General features: G+C 47.5%; 17 protein-coding genes. 14 read left to right on the forward strand and 3 right to left on the reverse strand.

Annotated features, from left to right (window positions below; all coding sequences use genetic code 11):
* Nucleotides 1-60: 60 nt before the first annotated feature.
* Entirely contained in the window at nucleotides 61-1,005 is a 945-nt protein-coding gene (locus EP073_RS01270) for a radical SAM protein (protein WP_128465367.1), read from the reverse strand.
* Nucleotides 1,006-1,428: 423 nt separating this feature from the next.
* On the opposite strand from EP073_RS01270, the gene EP073_RS01275 reads away from it, so the two are divergent.
* The 6 genes from EP073_RS01275 (at nucleotide 1,429) to dapB (ending at nucleotide 7,521) form a co-directional block, all read left to right on the forward strand.
* On the forward strand, nucleotides 1,429-2,538 hold the full coding sequence (locus EP073_RS01275; protein ID WP_241654023.1) for a hydrogenase small subunit: 1,110 nt from the start codon (nucleotides 1,429-1,431) through the stop codon (nucleotides 2,536-2,538).
* A 13-nt stretch (nucleotides 2,539-2,551) separates the two neighbouring features.
* The gene (locus EP073_RS01280; protein WP_128465368.1) at nucleotides 2,552-4,252 is read left to right on the forward strand and encodes a nickel-dependent hydrogenase large subunit; all 1,701 of its coding nucleotides are present in this window, start codon (nucleotides 2,552-2,554) and stop codon (nucleotides 4,250-4,252) included.
* Between the two features lie 143 nt (nucleotides 4,253-4,395).
* Nucleotides 4,396-4,878: a HyaD/HybD family hydrogenase maturation endopeptidase gene (locus EP073_RS01285; RefSeq protein ID WP_128465369.1), complete on the forward strand. Its 483-nt coding sequence runs from the start codon at nucleotides 4,396-4,398 to the stop codon at nucleotides 4,876-4,878.
* Nucleotides 4,879-4,993: 115 nt separating this feature from the next.
* Nucleotides 4,994-5,809, forward strand: coding sequence for a diaminopimelate epimerase (gene dapF, locus EP073_RS01290; protein ID WP_206617483.1), 816 nt, complete (start codon nucleotides 4,994-4,996; stop codon nucleotides 5,807-5,809).
* 16 nt (nucleotides 5,810-5,825) lie between these two features.
* Entirely contained in the window at nucleotides 5,826-6,707 is an 882-nt protein-coding gene (gene dapA / locus EP073_RS01295; protein WP_128465370.1) for a 4-hydroxy-tetrahydrodipicolinate synthase, read from the forward strand.
* A gap of 7 nt (nucleotides 6,708-6,714) precedes the next feature.
* Complete coding sequence (dapB, locus tag EP073_RS01300; protein WP_128465371.1) at nucleotides 6,715-7,521, forward strand: 4-hydroxy-tetrahydrodipicolinate reductase; 807 nt, start codon at nucleotides 6,715-6,717, stop codon at nucleotides 7,519-7,521.
* A 61-nt stretch (nucleotides 7,522-7,582) separates the two neighbouring features.
* On the opposite strand, the gene EP073_RS01305 is transcribed toward dapB, so the two are convergent.
* Nucleotides 7,583-7,783 carry a cysteine-rich CWC family protein gene (locus tag EP073_RS01305; RefSeq protein ID WP_128465372.1) on the reverse strand — a complete coding sequence of 67 codons (201 nt, stop codon included), beginning with the start codon at nucleotides 7,781-7,783 and terminating at the stop codon, nucleotides 7,583-7,585.
* Between the two features lie 8 nt (nucleotides 7,784-7,791).
* On the reverse strand, nucleotides 7,792-8,190 hold the full coding sequence (locus tag EP073_RS01310) for a hypothetical protein (RefSeq protein ID WP_128465373.1): 399 nt from the start codon (nucleotides 8,188-8,190) through the stop codon (nucleotides 7,792-7,794).
* 482 nt (nucleotides 8,191-8,672) lie between these two features.
* On the opposite strand from EP073_RS01310, the gene EP073_RS01315 reads away from it, so the two are divergent.
* The 8 genes from EP073_RS01315 (at nucleotide 8,673) to EP073_RS01350 (ending at nucleotide 19,811) form a co-directional block, all read left to right on the forward strand.
* Nucleotides 8,673-9,671: a PilZ domain-containing protein gene (locus EP073_RS01315; RefSeq protein ID WP_128465374.1), complete on the forward strand. Its 999-nt coding sequence runs from the start codon at nucleotides 8,673-8,675 to the stop codon at nucleotides 9,669-9,671.
* Nucleotides 9,672-9,687: 16 nt separating this feature from the next.
* Nucleotides 9,688-12,855, forward strand: coding sequence for a tetratricopeptide repeat protein (locus tag EP073_RS01320; RefSeq protein WP_128465375.1), 3,168 nt, complete (start codon nucleotides 9,688-9,690; stop codon nucleotides 12,853-12,855).
* Between the two features lie 33 nt (nucleotides 12,856-12,888).
* Complete coding sequence (locus EP073_RS01325; protein ID WP_128465376.1) at nucleotides 12,889-14,607, forward strand: FkbM family methyltransferase; 1,719 nt, start codon at nucleotides 12,889-12,891, stop codon at nucleotides 14,605-14,607.
* Entirely contained in the window at nucleotides 14,600-15,217 is a 618-nt protein-coding gene (locus EP073_RS01330) for a class I SAM-dependent methyltransferase (protein ID WP_128465377.1), read from the forward strand. The genes EP073_RS01325 and EP073_RS01330 overlap by 8 nt, the downstream gene beginning before the upstream one ends.
* 204 nt (nucleotides 15,218-15,421) lie before the next feature.
* Nucleotides 15,422-16,912: a class I SAM-dependent methyltransferase gene (locus tag EP073_RS01335; protein WP_128465378.1), complete on the forward strand. Its 1,491-nt coding sequence runs from the start codon at nucleotides 15,422-15,424 to the stop codon at nucleotides 16,910-16,912.
* Nucleotides 16,913-16,916: 4 nt separating this feature from the next.
* Nucleotides 16,917-18,062, forward strand: coding sequence for a radical SAM protein (locus tag EP073_RS01340; RefSeq protein ID WP_128465379.1), 1,146 nt, complete (start codon nucleotides 16,917-16,919; stop codon nucleotides 18,060-18,062).
* 149 nt (nucleotides 18,063-18,211) lie between these two features.
* On the forward strand, nucleotides 18,212-18,937 hold the full coding sequence (locus tag EP073_RS01345) for an FkbM family methyltransferase (protein WP_128465380.1): 726 nt from the start codon (nucleotides 18,212-18,214) through the stop codon (nucleotides 18,935-18,937).
* 13 nt (nucleotides 18,938-18,950) lie between these two features.
* Nucleotides 18,951-19,811: a hypothetical protein gene (locus EP073_RS01350; RefSeq protein WP_128465381.1), complete on the forward strand. Its 861-nt coding sequence runs from the start codon at nucleotides 18,951-18,953 to the stop codon at nucleotides 19,809-19,811.
* Nucleotide 19,812 lies beyond the last annotated feature (1 nt).

Genomic DNA, 19,812 nt, shown 5'->3' on the forward strand with positions numbered 1-19,812 from the left:
GGTTTCAGGGAAACTTTGTTCCTAAAAAGTTTCCCTGAGGGCTGTATCAATACCAAAGAGTTACAATGCTTTGCCGAAATAAAAGTGTTCAGTTCCGAAAATCTTCTCTTCAATCAGCCCTGATTCCAGCATATCTTCTATTATATCTGAGACCGCTGTTTCTTCCGAACCGAAGACGGCGCATATCTCCCTAACCGTGCAGGGGCGCATTCTGAGGAGAGCGGCTATCCTCTCCGGCAGGTTTTCATCCGCTCCCTTGCTGAGAGCCTTAACGAAGTTGCCGACAGGCTCCACATTTATTCCGAAGTCTTTGAAAAAGAGGAATGCGTCTATGAGCTCTTCTTCATTAAGCCCTCTTGTGCCGGAATATGCGGGCGGGCGGAACACTGTGTTCACCTGTACCATGTCGTATCTGCACTGTTTTATCACTTCTGCTATGGCGGCCATCTCTTCCTTTGTGTTGTTTATCCCTTTTACCAGAAGAACTTCGAGATAAATTTTTCCGCTGAAACTGTGGGTGAAGTCCGCTAAGGCTCTGTTGATTTCATTAATGTCAAGCTCCGGCGCCGGTCTGTTTACTGCCTGAAATGCTCTGTCAGTAGCAGCGTCAAGACTGGGAACGACTATATCGAAAAGCATCAGTGCCTCACGCACATCAGGATCGGTGATTGTTGTGCTGTTGGTGAGGATCGCCAGCGGATGCGATGATATTTCCTTTATTCTGCCGGCTATTTCGGCGAGATTTTTATTCAGTGTCGGTTCCCCTGAACCAGTCACAGTTAGCACATCCAGAGAGTTTTGTTCTTTGACGTATTCTCTGCGGAATTCATCAATAATATCATCCGTATTGAAGTATTTCTCACGCCCGCAGGAAAGCTCTGTGGTTTTGCCTACCTCACAGTAAACGCAGTCAAGGCTGCATATTTTTGAGGGTATTATGTCTATGCCCAGTGAACGTCCGAGTCTTCTTGAGGGAACCGGACCGAAAATGTATCTTCCTGCCATATGTATTCTCCGTAAAGGAACAATATAGTCCAAAAATACGGAATTTCAAACCCGAACAGTTTATTGATTATTCACTTCAATAATTTATGAACATACGTGATGCTGCGTCACACGTTTTTTTATTTTCGTATTACCAAAAATGTTTAAACAAAAATGGTTTATAACACTGTTAGAGTTGATCTTGTGAGCGTATGGTGATAATCTTGCAGTAAAGAGAGGGTCAGGCATGTGTGGCTTATGCTCTTGTTATCAGCGCTTTTTTGAGTGGGCGTCCGGTTTCCGGCAGCCTGTTTTTGTGCGCTTATGAAACGATGCGTAACGTTAACTGCCGAATATCAGAAAAATGTTTTAGGACAAAACAATATGCTTGGTAATATCAGAATATGCCGGTTTATGAGTTTTTAAAGGATATGTTTATCCTGAATGGAGGTACTGTTCATGGGACTGCGTGAGAAACTGGAACTGCTGGGCGTCAGCAGAAGGGACTTTCTGAAATTCTGTACAGCCGTGAGCGCTACGCTGGCTCTTCCGCCGGCTATGGCTCCCAAAGTTGCCGAGGCTCTGGAGGACGACAACCGTCCGCCTGTTATCTGGCTTGAGTTTCAGAGCTGCTCGGGCGATTCCGAATCACTGCTCCGTTCAGGGCGTCCCAAGGCGGGGGATCTCGTGCTTGACGTGATCTCTCTTGATTATGCCGAGGTGCTCATGGCAGCCGCCGGACATTATGCAGAGCAGGCAAAGCATGACTCAATGGAAAAAAATAAAGGCAAATATGTTCTCATAGTCGAAGGCTCAATCCCCGTGGATGAAGACGGCATATACTGCTGCATAGCGGGCGATACCGCAGTGAACCATCTTAAAAAAGCCGCCGCAGGCGCCGCCATGGTGATAGCTGTGGGCAACTGCGCCAGTTTCGGCGGAATCCCCGCCGCGTACCCCAATCCCACGGGAGCTAAGGGCGTTGCCGATCTCGTCAGAGGCGTTCCGGTTGTGAATCTTCCCGGCTGTCCGATGAACTGTGACAACCTCACCGCCCTCATCGTACATTACCTGATTTTCGGCACTCTTCCCGCCCTTGATAATCAGCTCCGTCCGAAATTTGCCCACGGCAAGCGCATACACGACAACTGCGAAAGGAGAGGTCACTTTGACGCCGGTCAGTATGTGGAAAAATGGGGCGACGAAGCGCACAGGCAGGGCTGGTGTCTCTATAAAATGGGCTGCAAAGGTCCGCAGACATGGCACAACTGCCCCACTCTCCGCTGGAATGACGGTCTGAGCTGGCCTGTTATGGCAGGTCACGGCTGTGTGGGCTGCTCCGAACCCGGCTTCATAGACACTATGAGCCCGTTCTACAGAAGACTGCCCGAAGTTCCGGGCTTCGGCGTGGAATCCAGCGCTACAAGCATCGGTCTGAAGCTTGTGGGCGTGGCTACGGCGTTCTTTGCCGTTCACGGCGTGGTGAGCGTCATCCGCAACCGTGGTGCAGTTAAAAAGGTGGAAGAAGAGTACTACGAAAAAGAAGAAAAGTAGGCGAGGTGTTTAAATGGCTGACAGAATTGTCGTTGACCCCATTACCAGAATTGAGGGGCATTTAAGAATAGAGGCAAAGGTAGAAAACGGCGTCATAACCGACGCGTGGTCAAGCAGCACCATGTTCCGCGGCATAGAGAAAATCCTTCAGGGGCGTGACCCCCGCGACGCGTGGTACATTACCCAGAGGTTCTGCGGAGTCTGTACCACAGTTCACTCCATAGCCTCCATCAGGGCTGTGGAAAACGCCGTGGGGATGAAGGTTCCCTTCAATGCAGAGATGATCAGAAACGTTATCATGGGGATGCAGTATGTGCAGGACCACGTGATACATTTCTATCACCTCCACGCTCTGGACTGGGTGGATATAGTATCAGCCCTGTCTGCCGATCCGGTTAAGACGGCGGCTCTTCAGGAGTCGATCTCCGACTGGAAATACAGCAGCGCGGACTACTTCAGGGGCATACAGGAGAGGCTTGCCGCCTTCGCTAAAACAGGCAGGCTCGGACCCTTCGGCAACGCGTACTGGGGACACCCCGCGTACAAGCTTCCGCCGGAGGCTAACCTTATGGCTGCTTCCCATTATCTTCAGGCTCTTGAGGTGCAGAAAGAGATAATCAAGGTGCACGCCATCCTCGGCTCCAAAAACCCGCACCCGCAGACCTTCCTCACAGGCGGCATGTCCATCCCATGCGATCCGAACAGCCAGAACGCTATCAACGCCGACAAGATAGCAATGATCATGGAATGCAACAAAATAGCGAAAGAGTTCGTGGAAAAGGTATATGTTCCGGACATCATAGCGGTTGCCCCCTTCTACCTTGACTGGGCGGCAATAGGCAAAACCTCCGGCAACTATATGTCCTACGGCGAATTTCCCGACGGAAGGGAGGGTTATCCCAATAACCTCTGGCTTCCCGCCGGAATAATTAAAAACGGTGATCTTTCAACAGTTCATCCCGTTGACCATACGAAAATAACTGAGGATGTTGTTCACTCATGGTATAAGGACACGGGTCCCAGACACCCGTGGGAAGGCGCAACCGATCAGAAATATACAGGTCCCAAGCCTCCCTATGAATTTCTCGACGTTGAGCAGAAATACTCCTTCGTGAAATCGCCCAGATATGAAGGCGCTCCCATGGAGGTCGGTCCTCTGTCAAGGATGCTTGTAGCCTACGCCTCAGGTCATAAAGAGGTTCAGGATGCGGTAAACTATGTACTTACCACGCTCGGGGTGGGTCCGGAAGTTCTGTTCTCAACCCTTGGCAGAACAGCCGCAAGAGCAGTGGAAACACTTGTAGTTGCAGGAAAAATGGAAACATGGCTTATGGCTCTCGCCGCTAATATCAATACAGGCGACTACGCCATACAGGATAACTCCAAGTGGGATCCCACCACATGGCCTGTGCAGGCTCAGGGTTACGGCTGGCACGAAGCTCCCAGAGGCGCTCTCGGTCACTGGATAGTTATCCAGAACAAGGAGATCAAGAATTATCAGGCTGTTGTCCCCTCAACATGGAACGCTGCTCCCCGAGATGACAAGGGTGTGAGAAGCCCATATGAGGAAGCTCTCATCGGAACTCCAATAGCGGATCCTGAAAGACCTCTTGAAATTCTCAGAACCATACACTCGTACGATCCGTGCCTCGCATGCGCAGTGCATGTGTATGATGAAAAGAACGAACTGAAAAGCAAGGTTCAGATACTGTAAAAGAAACGGGGGGCTCTTCGGGGCTCCCTTTGTTTGCTGCAAATAATTGCAGACTGCCGCGTCGCTTACGCTCCTTGCGGTGACGCTGTTTTGGGTACTGCAAACGGGAGCGAAGGACTCTACTAATTATTAACGGTGGTTTAATGAGGCTTCTTGTTCTGGGAATCGGCAACGTGCTTATGAATGACGATGCTGCGGGTGCGCTTGTCGTCCGCAGTCTGGAGGAGAAGTACGCGGATGCGGATGAGAATCTCCGTGTGATAGAGGGAGGAACCCTCGGTCTTGATCTGCTTCCTCTTGTGGAATGGGCGGACAGACTTGTGCTTGCAGATGCGGTGGATTTGAATTTACCTGCCGGAACTGTGGTTAAGATAGAGGGTGAGGATGTTGCCCCTGTTTTCGAGAGTAAACTTTCACCCCACCAGATGGGGATGAAGGATCTGCTGCTCACCGCCGAGCTTGCCGGATACCGCCCGCCGGAGGTTGTTCTTTACGGTATTCAGGTTAAATCCATCCAGATGGATATGACACTCTCCCCCGAAGTTGCCGAAGGCTGTCCGAAGCTAAGGCATTATATTGAGGATGAAATAGAAAATTTTCTCTCCGCCCGTGCAGAGGCAGAATAAATTCCAAATGTTATTTTGACAAAAAAAGCCCTCAGTGTTATTTTTACCTCAAAGCATCATTCGATGGCGGGGTATTTTGTGCCCCATAATCTTTATAATCTCGCAGAAGGTGAACATGGGTATTGCGTTCTGGAAAATGAGCGGAAGCGGGAACGATTTTATCATCATTGACAACCGTGACGGCAAAATGAATAAGTTCGATCCCCGACAGTTTATACCGAAAATATGCGCACGGAGTCTTTCCGTCGGCGCTGACGGTGTTTTTTACATAGAAAATTCGGACGAAGCGGATTTTCAATGGCAGTTTTTCAACTCAGACGCTTCAGTGGCGGAAATGTGCGGAAACGGCGCCAGATGTGTCGCCAGATATGCCTTTCTCAACGGAATAGCCGGAAAAAACATGCGCTTTAAGACTCTTGCGGGAATTATAGAAGCGGAGATCAAGGAGAGCGTTAACGTCAAGGTACTTATGACTAAGCCTTTTGACTACAAAAAAGGCATAGTGCTTGACGTTGCGGGCAGCAAACGGGAGCTGTCCTTCATCAACACCGGAGTCCCCCATGCCGTTATCCTCACAGATGATATTGACACCTTTGATGTTTTCAATACAGGCAGAGCGGTGCGCTACCATGATTACTTCGCGCCGAAGGGAACAAACTTCAACGTTTATGCCAAAACGGGCGAAAGCTCATTTAAGATAAGAACATACGAAAGAGGCGTGGAGAACGAAACCCTCGCCTGCGGCACAGGCTCAGTTGCCTGCGCCATATGCGCCGTTAAGGACGGCATTGCGAAAAGTCCGGTAACTCTCCGCACTATGGGCGGAACAGACCTCATGGTACACATCGAAAGCGACGAAAAGGTGTTCCTTGAGGGCGAGGCAAGGGTGATTTACACCGGAGAGTTCACCGAAGAATCCTATATGTACTGATGAACGGAGGGAATAGATGTTCAGAGGCAGCTTTGTAGCTATAGCGACCCCCATGAAAAACGGAAAGGTTGATGAGGAAAGTTTAAGAAACCTTATTGAGTTCCAGATAGAGAGCGGCACGGACGGTGTTGTCCCCTGCGGAACCACAGGCGAATCAGCCACACTCACTTATGAAGAGCATTGCAGAGTAATTGAAATAGTCATAGATCAGGTGAAGAAACGTGTTCCTGTTGTTGCGGGCTCAGGCTCAAACAGCACTCATGAGTCGATATTTCTCACGCAGCACGCGCAGAAGGCGGGCGCCGACGGAGCGCTTGTTATCACCCCGTACTATAATAAACCCACGCAGGAAGGGCTTTATCAGCACTTTAAAGCTATAGCCGAGTCCGTGAAGATTCCTCTTCTGCTTTACAATGTTCCCGGCAGAACCGCCGTTAACGTGCTTCCGCAGACTGTTATCAGGCTTTCAAAAGTCGACAATATCGTCGGCATCAAGGAAGCCAGCGGTTCAATGGATCAGGCGGGTGAAATTATCGCCGGAACAGATTCCTCATTCGCGCTTCTCAGCGGCGAGGATTCACTCACCTATCCCCTTTACTGCATAGGCGCAAAGGGAGTGATCTCCGCCTCCACAAATGTTGTGGCGAAAGATATGGGCGATATGTGGGACTCTTTTGAGAAAGGGGACATGGAGACTGCAAGAAAGCTCCACTACAAGCTGCTCCCCGTGTTCAAGGCTCTTTTCCTTGAAACAAACCCCATACCCGTTAAAAAGGCTCTGTATCTTATGGGGCTTGCGGGTGATGAGATCAGGCTTCCCCTTGTGCCCATGACGGAGGAAGGAACAGCGAAACTCAGAACCGCACTTACAAACGCGGGCATAAAATTGACAAGGTAATATATTAATGGATAAGGTTAAAGTTTGTATGGTCGGCGCCGCAGGCAAAATGGGGCGCCGCATAATCTGCCTTCTGGCGGAAAGTGATAAGGCGGAGCTGAAAGGCGCTCTGGAACATTCGGCAAGCTCATTTCTGAGTATGGACGCGGGAGAAGTGGCAGGCTGCGGCAAAAACGGCGTGAGCATAACTTCGGATCTTGGTACTGCTGTGAAAGGTTGTGATGTCATTATAGATTTCACAGGCTGCGAGCCGACAATGCACGCTCTCCCCGGATATGTGCGCTTTGGTGTACCTGCCGTCATCGGCAGCACGGGCTTTACTCCGGAGCAGACTGAGAAGCTTAAGGAAGCATCGGAGAAAATGCCTCTTCTTGTTTCCCCGAATATGAGCCTCGGCGTTAACCTCACCTTCAAGGTGCTTGAAATGGTGGCGAAAGCCATAGGAAATACATACGACATAGAGATTGTGGAGGCTCACCACAGGCTTAAAAAAGACGCTCCCAGCGGAACAGCCATGAAGATGGGCGAGGTTGTGGCGAATGCCACAGGACGCAACATCGACAAGGACGGAGCTTTCTGCCGTAAAGGCATAATCGGTGAGCGCACCGACAGAGAGATCGGAATGCAGACCCTCCGCGCGGGCGATATTGTCGGCGAGCATACTGTTATGTTCTGCGGTCAGGGCGAGCGCATAGAGATAACCCACAGGGCGCACACCAGAGATACCTTCGCTCAGGGAGCAATCTCCGCCGCCGCATGGCTGAAGGGGAAAGATAAAGGTCTGTACAATATGTACGATGTGCTTGGGCTGTAGTTAAGTTAACTTCCTAATATGAAATAAATAAGGGAACCTGTCACTGGTTCCCTTTATTTTTTTACTGCTGATTCTGCTTTGACTGCGCAATTATTTTATCGTAACAGTTTTCACAGAAGCAGGGACGCCATTCGTACTGAGTGAGAATCTCCGAAGGAAGCGGAGGCTTGCCCACACACCAGCATGTGCCGTTTGATTTTTTCAGCGCAGCGCACTTATTGTCTTGCCCGCACATAGGGCATTTGTCAGCAGATTCCCGCATTTATCCTCTTAATGAGTATGAACATCCTGTGTCATTTTTATCAGTTCGGCGGCGTTTGCCAGTCCGTTTTGCTGAACAGAGACTTTACCGTCCGCGTCGAATATTATAAAGGCAGGCGACTGAATGTTATAATGAAGAAGCGAATCCATATTCTCCGATGCGAGAAAAACTCCCGCAGTAAGTTTGATCCCGCCGGACATGCTGTTGAACTTCGCTATTTCGGCTTGAACCGCATCGCCTTCCTGAGGCGCGTTGACAAACTGAAGAAGCGGCAGCGCGCCTTCGGCTTTTGCCTTCGCGATGAACATGTTGACTGGTTTTCTGGAATCAACTATGGACGGCCATGCGCTCATCAGAATCATGGCTCCCACTGCCAGAATAAATACAGGTATAAAAATTTTCTTCATTTTTCCTCCGTTAATTAAGAACTATTCATATGGGTTATAAGGTCTGAACATATCACCGGAGTTTTGTTCAGAACAAGTTAGTAAATTAAAAAAAGGAGGCATACGCCCCCTTCATTCCTTTGGACTCTTTAAAGATAATTGTTTTCGGAAACAGCCCTTAATAATAAAATAAAGCTATTTCCATGAGAGCCTTCCGAAAGAAGAAGGACTCCCCCCTCAGGGATTACTATAACATAATTTTTAAAAATTCAAACTTATTTTTCATAAAATCACATTAAACTGCTATAATTTCTTTCATAATAAAAAAAGAATTTATTCAGAGTGAACATATAAACATTAGATTTATGCAGCCGACATACATTTTTCTTATAAGTAATTTAATCAATCAATTGAGTGTTGGTTTCATCATTGTTTTAATGTATTCTGAGCTTTATAATGTGTAAAAAGTTTTCTTACATATAAAGAGTCTTAAAAGGTGGATTATGCTGAAAGACTGCATATTTGAAAAAGGCGAGTTTATTTCGGTGTTCAGCGGATATTACGAAAATGAGAACGGAGCGGCGCCGGATCATGAAATTCTTTTCGGAGCCGGACAGTTTTTTGACAACTGCTTCACCGATATTCCCGGAAGCAAGCCGGCGGAGGATTTCAGCAATGCCGTAAGAGACGCGGGACAGAACGGACAGACTGTGGTGGTTCCGCTTACCAGAGCTATAGCGTGGGCGCTGTGCAGAATTTGTGATGATATAAAAAACAGCCCAGTGAAGCAGGGTTCACATGCCCGCCTTCTGGAAGCGCTTGAACTTCTCCGCAAGCCGCTGAAAAAGTTAGAAACAACAGACGGCTCCGAAGTAAGAGATATGTTCAGGTTCATAAAGAACAACGATACTACCGCAAAGCTGCTTAATTCATATAAAGGGTTAAGGGTCTTTCACTCCGCTGAGATACTGGAGATCTGCGGGGATGACCGCATTATAATGCAGGTGCATCCTGAACAGATAAAGGCTCTTGAGATTGAAGGTTATACATGTATTACCCATAAGCTTCTTCCCCAGCAGATCACTGCGGATGTCAAAAGCATGGACTCTGCAAGCGGCGTTGTTGAGTTCGTCAATCTTGTTATCCTGAAAAAACCTTTTGACAGAAGGAAGATCTACCGCCTCCAACCGGAGAAGCCCATTACCGCGGTGCTTTTTGCGGAAGGAAACCGCACAGAGGTTGAGATTGTCGATGTTTCTCTGCGAGGAATTTCACTCCGCCTGAGAGAGAATACTGTCGGCTCCGAATCGGAAGTCAGAATCAGCTTTACGCTCCCGCTCGATGAGGGCAAGGAGATGATTCTTCGGGGCAAGCTGAAATATATTTTCTGCGAAGAGATCTGCAAGATGGGGCTTGAGACCTTTCCTGATCATTCGCAGGAGGCTCTCATTAAGAGGTATCTCATCGAAAGGATGAAGAAAATAGAAAAAGAACTCACCTGAGAGGAGGAACAGAAGCTTGGGAAATCCTGCCGCTCAGACTGATTTTGAAAAACATAACCGCTATCTGGAAAACATCTGCCGGGAGCTTTCCGCAGGCGCAGTCCAAGCGCCGATAAGCTGGATGCTCTATGAAAAAGAGCATTCACTGCTCACCCGCAGGGAGACTGAACAGGTTCAGCAGAGGATACTCGCCGTGCTGCGGGAGAATTATATCTACCCTGCGGCACAATCCGGCGCCATAAGCCATGAGCTCATCCGTGCGGCTGATCTTGTTTTCAGAAGCGGATTTAAGGTGCTGAAAAATTCGTCGGACGGTGTCTGTTATAAAAAAGCTTCCGAAGCGTTTTCTGCGATAAAAGATGATAAACAGCATTACAGCAGGCTGAATCTGGCGTTCTGCATGTTTGTTCTGGATGTTTTCAGAGGATCAAGGGACGCGAAAGCGGATCTCTTAGAGCGTATCTGCACACTCAACACAAACACATTTCTCCCCGGGCAGCAATACCTGAACGGTTTCCTTGAGCTTATGCGCTCTCTCTTCACAAAGGAATCCATTCTTGATATTTTTATAAACCGAATCTTTAAGGGCAGGTTCTGGAACAGTGATCTTAACTCCAAGAAATCCTGCTTTCTCTGGGTCTTCCCCATATTCTGGACATGCTTCGGCATAGAGCGGGAGTTTAAGGCTGTTTATCCTGTCTGGCTGGACATTTTCAGAAAAGCGATGCAGAAAAATATGACGGAGCTTGTGTTTTTCATGCACCTTCACCTTTCCCATGTTTATATGAATCTCGCCCACACTCAAGGAGAGTTCAGGCAGTTTAATGAAGAGGTTGAGAAGCCTTTCAGCAGGTACATTCTTAATAACGTCATCCCTGAATACGGCATAAAGCCCTGCGCACGGGAGAAGAAAACCGACGGCGCAAAGAGAATCGGCTTCGTCTTTGACCGCATAGTGGGGAGCTCCCCTGTGAAGCTGCTTTACTCTCTTCTTGAAAAGCTGAAAAAAGAGGGGAGTAAAGACGAATACACTGTCTATGACTACGAATGTATAGAGAAAAGTCCGTCCGATCAGAAATATATAATGATGATAACTATGCTGGGCGTGAAATATGTCAGCGCCCATTCCCTGATACCTGACAGAAGCACAGGCAGTTATTACAGCAGGTTTGAGAAGTGCCGCATTTTCCGTGAAAGGATCATGAATGACGGCATCGATCAGCTTATCATGTGCAACAACAGGGAGATATTCAACTTTCTGTTCGCCTGCCGCACAGCGCCGGAGCAGGTCTACTGGTGCCACGGCAATTTCGAGTACGATGTGGACGGTATAGACAGGCGCATAACCCATATCGGAACAAATATGCAGGAGAATGAACTGGAGTTTGAGCGGTTTCCCCTGAAGCAGAGTGATATTTTCTTTGCCGAGGAACAGCAGGCTCTGAAAAAGAGGTCGGCGGAGATACGGAAAAAATTCCCCGAAGGAGCTGTTGTTTTCGGCAGCATCGGCAGGCTTATCAAACTGGAGGGGGAAGGCTATCTGGAGACAGTCGCTGAGATAATGCTCGCCTGCCCTGACTCTGTTTACGCTGCCTGCGGAGACGGAGGCACGGATAACATACTGCCGAAACTGAAAGAATACGGGCTTGAAAACCGCTTCTTTTTCGAGGGGAGGGTGGAGCCGCAGGTTTATGCCTATGTGGTAGATGTTTATCTGAGCACATTCCCCTCCCCCAGCGGCGAGGCTTTTAACGAGTATGAAAAACTGAATAACGGAGCCGGAGGTGTGGCGCTGAGAGATTTATCCGGCGGCAGGGTTCACATAGAGGAATATAAAGCAAAAGCGCTGGAATATTACCGACTGCATAAAAAATACGGACGTGAGGCAGTCAGGCAGATATATTGCATAAACGGCGGAAACCGGGCTCTGAACGGGGCTTCGGTAATAGTTAAGAGCATAAGGGCAAGCGCCGCAGAGTTAAGGGGAAAATATCCGGCGGGGGCTGTCTTTATAGGCTTGAACGGAAGTATAAAACACGCGGATGAGAGGCTGAAGAGCTTTCTCCGACAGCTTGAAAATGCTGTGATTGTGTACACAGACAATGCCGATGGAGAGCTGTTCGCCCCTTTAGGGGAGAGGGCTGTTCATCGGCAGTTCGGCTCAGTGAGCGCTTATATACGTGGTCATCTTTATAATATTTATATGGTACATTATTCGGCTGAGCCTCAGGCTCAGCTTATAAAGCTTTTACAGGCTTGCTGTGTGCCTGTTCTGCTCCCATATGTGCGGAAATTTATCAGTGAGGCTGATTTCAGTTTCGGCAAGGCTGAACAGCATTCATATGAGTATTGCTTTACCCTTATGTTCGCAGGGCTGTACGATGAGCTTAAAGAGATTCTGCATCTTCACAGGGACGTTTCCGCAACAGGGGATATTGAAGCGCTGTTTCTGCGGAATTATCTTCGCTTGAGTGAAGGTGCTGAAATTGCAGAAGAGGAGTTCCTGCCCGGCAGCTTTATGACAGGAAAAAATATTACGGTACAAAAACTCCGTCCGCTTCTGATGCTCATGTTCAAATATCTTGAGCGTGACAAAACGCCCGAAGGCGACCGCAGAGTGGTGGGGCTGCTGAGGGACATGATGCTGATGGAACATGCCGCAGGGAATCTTGATCCCACGGGGCTGGATTTTCTGATTCGTGCACTTATCCACGGCGGCAGAGCGGAAGAGGCAGCAGAGATTCTGGCAAGGGAGACTGCCGCCGGAAATATAAAAAACGAGCAGTACATTCTTTATTCGGCTCTTTTTGTTTTGTACGGAGACCTGAGTGAGGCAAGACAGTTTATGGAAAAGGCGGATACTGACTGCGTTCTTTCTCCGCTTTCTCTTCTTCAGGCTGCGTTCGTGAAGGTTTTTCTGGCGGATTTTGAATCTGCCCACGCTTTTATGGGGCGGCTGTATGAGGAAGATAAGGACATTTTTTCAAATACCAATCTGCCGTCATTGTATTTTCTTCTTGCGCTGGTTTCCGGAGGGCTGAGGTATGGGGACGCGGAGAGGCTTCGTGACTCTTTCGCCCGTCAGGATAATTTTTATACATACAGGGAACACTTATGGGATAGGATACCTGTTGCTGAGAATGCTTTTCAGGCTCACTATTTCACCGGAATTTACGATACATAGCTTATCTCTATCTTTACAGAAACGGAGTGTTTTTTGAACGGATTCATTGAAACGCTTTTCGGCTCAATGCCTGCCGATTTTGGCTGGCTTGAGAAGCTGAAACAGGCTGCTGACGCAGAACCTGTTGAACTTTTTGAGGCTGAAACAGCCGCGGAAAATATATATAAAACAGATGATGAATATAAAAACGCTCTATCCCGCCTTGCTTATTATCTCGCCTATGCGGAGCAGTATGATGAGGCTCTCAGACTGTTTGAAAAGGATGCCAAATCCGGCAGGCAAACATGGTGGGGAAAGCTCCGCCATGCTGAATGTATTGCACTGAGCGGTGACGCTGCCACTGCTTCCGCAATGGTTCAGGAAACATACTCAGAATCTCCCGCAGCAGTGAACGGCTTCGGTCATATGGGGTGGGCTCTTCTCCGCACCGGAAAGGCTGAACGCGCGGAAGTTATTGAAATTGTAAAAAGGGATATTGAACTCGGCCGCATTACAAACGGATTTAAGCTTGTGGCTGGGCGGATTATTGCGCCTGTGCAGGCAGACATGGCGGAAAAGCTGATTAACGAGGCATACAGTGCAGATTCCTCCCTGAAAGACGGTTTTTACCTTATTGCCGTTGAGTTTATGCGGGAGAAAGACTATGCCGTTGCCCTCAGATGGTTTGAAAAGGACGATGCCGGCGGCAGAATGTCATCGGAACAAAGGCTGAAATATGCGGAGATTCTCGCCCGCACAGGCAGAATGCCCGATGCTGAGAGAAATGTTGAAGCGGCATATGAGTCTGATGCTTTACTGAAAGACGGATACTCACGGCTGCTCAGATTTTCCTCAGTATTTGATGCACCCCGTTTTGCTCATCTTCTGGCTGAGGAAAAAAGACGCGGACGCTCCACGGGCATTTATGCTGAGGCTGATGCCGAGAGGCTGTCAGAAAACTATGGTTTGCTTGCGGATATTGAACGAGCGGAAAAACGGTTCGGAATATCTGTGGGTTTGCAGTATGTAGCTCTGGAAAAAATGGTTCGGGAAAATGCCGGAGCGGGTTTCGCTGATGTCCTTGGTTTCAGGCTGAAAATTGTCAGTCCTTTTGATGTCCTTGTGCAGTTCAGGGAGATCTTCCTTGAAGAAAACTACTATTTTACCAGCGAGAAGGAAGCACCTTTCATAATAGACGGCGGTGCGAATGCGGGAATGGCACTTGCCTATTTCAAATGGCTTTATCCCTCATCTGCTATAGCCGCTTTTGAACCGAACCCTGAGCTTTATGAAATCTGTAAGGAAAATATAGAAACCAACGGATGGGAGAGTGTTACCCTGCATCCTTACGCATTGAGTGATTCCGAAGGGACGGCGCAGTTTACCGTTTACCCGTCCATGCCTATGGGCTCAGGGCTTGCGGGGAGGTTTTCCGCCCTTGAATCACGCAGGATAGATGTTAAAACCGTTCGTTTAAGCGGGTACATGAGCGAATATACAGATTTTCTTAAGCTGGATATAGAGGGCGCTGAGGAAGCTGTGCTTAGGGAAGCGGCGGACAGCCTGAGTGAAAACTGCGGGTCAGGCTTCATTGAGTATCATTATGATTCTGAAACTGCGGAGAACAGTTTGGGAAGTATTCTACATCTTCTCGAAGATAAAGGGTTTGCGTATGAAATACGCAGCATGCACATCCGGCGTAAGAATGCCGCTCCTGCTGACAAATGGTCTATGAATATCTTTTTTACATCACGGAGAAAATCGGATGACTGAGCCGAATGATATAAAGGTGGTGAATCCAGAATTCAGACATTATGCGGAACCGGACAGCAGGGTGCTTGATATTCTGATGCTGTCTGTTTCAGAATGGAAGGCTATGCCCTTTTATGCCAGAGTTCACGCCAACGAGTTTTACCTTCTTCTGTGTTCGCTTGATATTAAACCCCGCCATATTCTGGAATGGGGCAGCGGGTATTCCACCTATCTTTTCAGCTATTTTGCAGGCATATGGGGTACGGAGTATATTCTGAGCATAGACGATAACAAAAAATATCAGGATGATATTCTGGAGAAATTAAGACCCTCTCAGCCGTATCTGGAGGCTTGCAGCATTTCTCAGACAGGGCAGATATGGCCTTGGGATGCCGAGGAATACAATTATGCGACATTTCCCTTTTCAACAGGTAAAAAATTTGATCTTGTGTTTGTGGACGGAAGAAGGCGGAACGAATGTATGTTTGCGGCCAGCAGGTTCCTTGCCGAAAAGGGGCTCGTAATCCTGCATGATTCATGGCGGAAACGTTATGAACTCGGAATGAGCCTCTTCAGGAAAATCAAAATATTTGATGAGTATACGATAATGGTAAACAGAAATACAACATGAGCAGAACGCCATTAACCTTTTGTATTTTTCAGTCCCGGAGTTTATGTGAGAGAAAAATCTGCGATGCGTAAAGAACCAGTGAGTGCTAAGGGAGAGCTTCTGCCGTTATTCGATCTATATGAAAACTTCCCCGATCTTTCCTATGGCGTAACCCGAAGCGATATATCTCCATTATTTTTCAGTTTTGAAGAGTGAGGAATATTTATGAATAATATCGATATTGAAAGCATTATCTTCTCCTCAGCCAGCCCTTCGTTCAGCGATATTCAGGCATTCAGGGCGATTATTCGGAAGTCCGGCGGAAGTGTGATTCAGGATGCGGAATATATAATCAGAAAAAGGTATGACTCGGATCCCGGTTCTGCCGACTGTTTTTCAAGACTGGGATATTTCCTCATGAACTGCGGAATACATGAACGTGCGCTCGATTTCTTTCAAAGAGATGCGTCTGAAAAGAGACAGAAATGGTGGGGAGCCTTGAGACATGCGGAATGTATGGCTTTCTGTGGACGAGAAATTGACGCGCTGAACATGGTGGAGAGCATTTACGGAGACCATCCCGAAGCTGTTAACGGGTACGGGCATATAGCTTATAATCTCTTTAAGAGAAAAAGAGCTTCAGCTTTATCCGCAGCAGGGCTTGCTGACAGGGATCTCTGTTCCGGCAGAATGAGCAAGGGGTTTAAGGTCATCGCAGCGCAGATATATGCTTACACTGAGCCGGAAAAAGCAGCACAAATATCTTTGGAAGCTTTTGCTGGTGACAAAAGTCTCAGTGGTGGACTTTATAATGTCGCTGATGCCCTGCGGACTGCGGGTTCGGCAGATGAGGCTGACAAAATGCTCCGAACCGCCGGACTTGAAACCGCGAATTTTCTAAAGGATTCCACAGGCAAGACTGAAGTGCCTGTACAGGAAGACAAACCTGTTTTCAGACATCCTGAACCGAAGGAGTTCCCTTCGGAAGTCTCCTTTTCCAGAGACAGAGTGTTTGATGTGCTGGAGGATCTGAAAGAGTTTACCGGACTACAGGAAGTGGCTTTGCTGGAGTTATTATACCGCAGGGAGAATCTGTCTTTTATGGATGAGTGGTCATCCACTCCGAAAATTCTGCGTGAAGACCACTGGTTTTATCTTTCATCAAAGTTTTATCTCTTCGCCAACTCCATCCACAGGCATGCGCCGGGTTGCGGCGTTTTGGAGCCGTCAATTTTCAGAAGCATTGTTCCTGTTGGCGGAAGAGTTCTTGATTATGCGGGGGGGACGGGAAATGCGGCGCTCAGCATGGCAGCAATGGGGTATATAACCCATTACAGGGAGCTTTCAGCACTTCAATCTGCTTTCGTCCGTTTCAGGAGAGATAAATACGGTATCGGGCTGACAGTTCATGACTGGTGGGCGGAACTGCCTGAAAGTTATTTCGATTTTGTGAGCTTTGATTCAATAGGTCATGTGATAGATCAGGATAAAGAGCTTCGCAGGATAGCGAGAACACTCAAAAAGGGCGGGGCGCTCTTCCTTGAGCTGGTAGATTTCTCTGTTCCGGCTTTATTTCCGTCCGATGACCCGCGCAGGTGGGAGTATGCGGAGAATGAGCAGAATATGCACGTGCCCAATCAGCTTGGGGAGATAGGAAAGTATATGTCGCGCTCCGGTTTTGAATGGAACGGTATTGTATGGATAAAGACAGTATAGATCTATGAAAATATACTTTGCGGGGAATCAGGTCTGCATGAAGCGCGGGCTTGATACGGAACGCTTTAAGAGATACTTCGCCGCCAACGGATGGACAGAGGCGGAAACAGCGGAGAGTGCTGACGCGGTTATAGCCGTTACATGCGCCTTTGTCTCGTCATACACCGCAACTGCTGTGGGTATGCTTGAGGAACTCAAAAAACAGGGCAAAAGGCTGATAGTTTACGGCTGTCTGCCGGATATGGCACATGATGAGTTTGAGAAGGTTTTCAGAGGCGAATTTTTCAGCACAAAAAATCCGGAAAGGATAGAAGAGTTTTTCCCTGAATTTACCGTGAAACTCTGTGATGTTCCGGATTCGTTCGAGCCGGATATTAGTGTTATGAGGTCTTTTGATCCTTATGCGCTGAACCCGGTTGAAGTGCGGAACAATGTAAAATCGAGAAAGCCCGCGCCGATTCTCAGGATAAGCGAAGGGTGCAATAACTCTTGCAGCTACTGCTCCCACCCTATGGCTCTTGGGCGCCTGAAAAGCAAGCCCCTTGAGGAATGCGTGAGCGATTATCTGCGCATACTTGACTGCGGGCATAAACGGGTAACAATTCATGCAAATGATCCTGCCTCCTACGGAGAGGACATAGGGCTGAGCTATCCTGAACTGCTGAACGCACTGGATAAAGCTTCCGATGATGAAAGTGTAAAGTGGAGCCTCAATGACGTGCACCCTCGTTATCTGCTGAAATACGGTGCTGAAATCATCCGGTTTATTCAAAAAGGGCGGGTGGTTCAGATAGGTATTCCATTGCAGTCAGGCAGTCCGGAAGTGTTGAGGCGGATGAACAGAGTTTATGATATAGAGAAAGTGACGGAGATGCTTTGCAGATTGCGAACTGAAAAACCTGAGCTTGTGATTTCAACCCATCTTATCGCTGGTTTTCCCTGTGAAACTGAAGAGGATATTGAACTTACAGCGGATATTTTCAGGAAAGTAAAAATAGATTCTGCCTTCATTTTCAGATATTCTGCAAATAAAGGTACAAGGGCGGCTGGGCTGACAGGACAGCTCAGTCCGGCGGATATAGCTGAAAGACAAATGCTTCTGGCTGAAAAAATATCAGCACACGGATGCAGAACAGAGATCTTTTTATAAGGGAATTCATATGGACAACTGTGCAGGAATAAAAAAAGATGTTTACGGCAGAATAGTTCATTGTTCCATAGAATATACTATATACTCGTTTCTTAAGGCATACATGCCTGATTGCACCAAGTCAGCACAATTTTGAGCGGGAGAGAAAAATGTTTAAACGTAACGGTCTTTTATCAGTGCTTACCCATATAAAAAATAAGGGTGTAAATCCTCAGACGGTTATAGATGTGGGAGTGGCATACGGAACAAACGGACTGTACGGAGTCTTTGACTCTGTACGTTATCTTATGGTAGAGCCGCTGGAGGAGTACAAAGGGGTTCTGGATAAAATTGTATCTGAATATCCGGCAGTTTACACATTGTCTGCTGCCGGGAGCAGAGAAGGAAGCGTTACAATGAATGTGCATCCTGATATGAGTGGCTCATCTGTTTTGAAGGAGTCTGAGGGAGCTCATGTAGATGGGGTGGAAAGAACCGTTCCGGTGGTGACCTTGGACGGTGAAACTGAAAAATACGGTCTTAAGGGACCGTTTGTAATAAAGATCGATGTTCAGGGTTTTGAGCTTGAAGTGCTTAAAGGTGCAGAGAAAATTCTTAAAGAGACTGAAATCGTGATTATGGAGGTCTCTTTATTTCAGTTTTATAAAGAATCGCCAACATTTTTTGATGTGGTCGCATTTATGAATGAAAGAAATTTTTCTGTTTACGATATTTTCGGAGCCACATACAGGCCTCTGGATGATGCTCTGGGACAGGTTGATCTTGTTTTTGTCGCAAATGGAAGCGTATTGAGAGAAACACACCACTATGCATCCTTTGAACAACGCAAGACATTGACTGCCGAAAGAGTAAGAAAACTTAATCCAAATATATAAAAAGGTTTGATATATGGACAGAGCAACAGCATTGATCAGAGAAAAAATTAAGAAATGTGACGGCATAGATGAAAAGCTCTCCGTTCTCAAGGGAGCATACACCGGAAAAACGGCGTACATTCTGACCTGCGGGCCCTCTTTCGGGAACTACACTGCTGATTACCTTCGCAAGAGGCTAAAAGACGAACTCGTTGTCTCTGTGAAACAAACTTATGATACTGTTGGGAATATTGCTGATTTTCATTTGCTAAACTCATGGAATTATAAAAAATATGACTATGCAGAACCGCGCCCAATTTTGCTGGCGGAAAAGCATCCTGTAGACCCGGAGACCCCTTTTTTATTACCTGATCTTCTTTTCCCCCTGATTAATGCTGGTAGCGATTTGCCTCTTGAAGAAAAACTCCAGAAGAGACTGTGCGTTGCACAGAATTTTGAAGACTACCTGTTTGAAAAAACAATAAACCGCCCTCTTGGTCCCGGAATTGTCTATGAATTGGGTTTTTATCTGGCTGTCCATTTGGGAGTCAGTAAAATCATCATTGCCGGCTGGGACATAGGTATACCTGATTCGCAGATAATGCCCCATTTCTACAAAGAGGGTGAACACCTGATGCTCAATAAACTGCCATCAAATTTACTGAGAAAAGGTAAGCTCGTGACTTTGCAGCCCGGCGGAAAGAGCATTGTCAGAGATCTGGAAGATTCGGATCTTAAACTGATAAATACTCCCGGTTTTTATGATGATGAAGTGGAGAAAATTGCGGCCTCAACATCAGCGATGTATAAATGGCTTCTTTCAAAGGGTATTGAGCTTGAAATAGTTTCAGACCGCTCCCTTGCTTCTGATGAAATTCCGAGAAGTTTGCTTTAAT

This window comes from Geovibrio thiophilus (assembly GCF_004087915.1).
Lineage (GTDB): Bacteria > Chrysiogenota > Deferribacteres > Deferribacterales > Geovibrionaceae > Geovibrio > Geovibrio thiophilus.